This window comes from Planktothricoides sp. SR001 (genome assembly GCF_001276715.1).
Classification (GTDB): Bacteria; Cyanobacteriota; Cyanobacteriia; order Cyanobacteriales; family Laspinemataceae; genus Planktothricoides; species Planktothricoides raciborskii.
Map to the genome: position 1 here is coordinate 1 of NZ_LIUQ01000128.1, position 2,767 is coordinate 2,767.

The following is a 2,767-nucleotide window of genomic DNA, read 5'->3' on the forward strand; positions in this document are numbered from 1 at the left end:
CACCAATCAAGGTATCGCTACCTAAATCGCCATAGATTAAGTCATCATTTTGACCACCCATTGCTAAATCATTGCCTTGACCACCATAGATAATGTCTTTACCTTGATTACCCAGCAACAAATCTGCCCCTTGGTTGCCATAAATTTATTAGGGGTCGATGGGGGAATCACTTCCCCCACCTCCCATTCAGAACCCAGCGTGCCACTTTCACGGCACTAGGCTCCTACCTATGTTGACCCCTTACATGGGTACGACTACCAGAGTAGCAGTTCTTCTTCCTGATGCCCTTGGGTGTTTCCGTCATATCTTGACTTTAAGTCATGACAATGAGCGTGAAGCAATTGCAGGTTTTTGTATTCATCCTTTCCGCCTTGGCTTCTAGGAATGATGTGGTCTACTTCGAGCAGGTCACTGCTTGTGAAGTATTGCCCGCAATATGGACATTTACCCTTCTGCTTTTTCAACAGTTTTGCCACTCTTGTGGGGGCTTCGATGTCTTGTCCTCGCCTGGTACTCCAGTAAACCCAGTCGCCGTCATATGGGGATTTATCAGGCTTGATTAAGGTATGTCGTTTAATTTCGACGTCCGTGTGTTTCCATAGCGTTAGTCCGTCTGCTGTGGCGAACGTCCATGCACCATGTCGGCCCTCGCGATAATACTTGCGTATTGCTTGGGCTTTTTGTTTTCTTCCACGTCTACTCACTGACCATGCTCTGAGCATTTGCCAAAGAACCATGTCTTCTGATGAGAACGTTTCCTTGGATGCTACACCTGAGTAGTAGTTTGCCCACCCTTTAATCATTGGATTTAATCTACCAATGAGTCCCGCTTGCGGGGCTGTTTTGTGGGTCTTAATAACTTCTTTTAAGGCTACATGGTGAGCTTTGATTGCTTTCTTACTCGGCTTAATCAGGGTTTTGAATCCAAGTAGTTCCGATTTGAGGCCACCTGTTTTTCCTGACTTGTGTTTCCCAATTGGGTACTGTCGGATGTTGAATCCCAAGAAATCGAATCCGGGGTGTACAGTCAATCCATTTTCTGCAACCATCTGATTGAGAGTGTGACATATCCTGGTTTTCTCCGGCTTCAATTCCAGCCCAACTGGTTGTAACCAAGCTTCGATTACAGCTTTAGCTCCTAAGATGACCTTCAACTCCGGGTGTAGAACCACAAAATCGTCGGCGTAGCGAATGATTCTGGCTGGTGGGTAATTTCCTTTCTTAGGGAATTTAGACTCTACTTCGCGAATCATCCCATCTAGTGCTATATTGGCAAGTAGTGGCGAAATCACCCCACCTTGAGGTGTGCCTGTTACTGGCTTTTCAAAGGCTCCTTTGTCCATAATTCCGGCTTTTAGCCAAGCTCTTACTTGACGCCGGATATTTGATGGACATTGGAGCTTTTTCAGTAGGTATGTGTGGTCGATTTTGTCAAAACACTTGGATATATCCGCATCCAGAACGTAATTAGGTTTCTTGTTTATAACAAGATATATTCTGGCTACGGCGTCGTGTGTTGACCTACCTGGCCTAAACCCATACGAGGTTTCTTCAAATTTGGATTCCCAATATGGTTCTAGTACCATTTTTACCAATGCCTGACGCGCCCTGTCCTCTACTGTAGGGATTCCTAACGGGCGTTTTTCGTCCCGTCCGGGTTTTGGTATCCATACTCTCCGAACTGCTTTTGCCTTGTGAGACAATCTCAGTTTTGAGGCCAGACTGAGCCTTTGTACGGGTGTTAATGATTTTTTCCCGTCTACCCCGGCTGTCTTCTTTCCTCTGTTGAGTTGGGTTACCTGCCTTACAGCGAGTAACTTGGCGTAATGTGACTTTAACAGTAGTTTCTGAAGCCCTTTTGCTAAGACATCATCGCCCCTACTAGCCGCTCTGTAGATTCTCTTTTGGAGCTTGAACACTTTCCGCTGTACTGATTTCCAGGGGATTTCGTTCCATTCCACCATCAACATTTGTCGTGTTTTGGACATATATGCTTCTACTTGAAACTCTACATTTCAACTTAGGCACAGGCTGTCTGCATATACCAGTTGTTAGGCTGGTCTTTGGCTTCTGCACTGTATCTCTCACCCATGTGGCTTGCGCTTACACTTATCACTACTTAGGAGAATCGACCTCTCCTAAGAGCCGACATGGGTTTTACTTCGTTCCGTGGATTAGGGATTATTAGTTTTAGGATGCTGCCCTATCCCCCTGGGTACTTTTGGGATTTCGTTAATACGAGAGAAGAAAAGCTCCGTATCTTTGTGGTTGAAATGACGATTTCACCACCTTTCCCCGTGACCTTTTGGTCGCAGCGTATCAACCAGATTTCGCTACATAATGGTTGAGAGGGTTCAAGTCGGACATTTGCCTTACGGCTGACCTTGACTAATTGGCTCGAAGGGATTCCCTTACTGGTTAAGCGTTACCTCCTTTTCAGCCCGCTTCACACCTTTGATGGTGAGTCTCCGGGTGGGGCTGATGCCTAATTACCCCTGGCAATTGTTAAATCTTTGTTAAGATTCTTCTTTTGCCAGAAAATCCGGGTATTTGTCCTCCATTTAAGACAACAAATCCACAGTTACAATGGTTCGTGACACGAGTGCAGGCGGAGCCTGTTAGTACACGGCGTCTGACGAAACCATTACCACGCGCACGTTTCAGGTATTACCATCCACTTTTCGCGTGAACGAGTCGCACCATCATCTCCATCATTACCAAATAGGGCATCTCGTCCGGGCAAACCACGGATCACATCATTGCCAC

At 46.1% G+C, this 2,767-nt stretch carries 2 protein-coding genes; both read right to left on the reverse strand.

The genetic code is table 11. The annotated features are described in order from the left end of the window. Positions 1-145: calcium-binding protein (locus AM228_RS37110; RefSeq protein WP_369817813.1), on the reverse strand; the 145-nt coding region annotated here is incomplete at its 3' end. Between the two features lie 110 nt (positions 146-255). Continuing rightward, positions 256-1,989, reverse strand: coding sequence for a group II intron reverse transcriptase/maturase (gene ltrA / locus AM228_RS28635; protein WP_054470443.1), 1,734 nt, complete (start codon positions 1,987-1,989; stop codon positions 256-258). Between the last annotated feature and the right edge of the window lie 778 nt (positions 1,990-2,767).

Coding starts and splice junctions, on each gene's coding strand:
- ltrA (WP_054470443.1), bottom strand. CDS start 1,989: ATGTCCAAAACACGACAAATGTTGATGGTGGAATGGAACGAAATCCCC.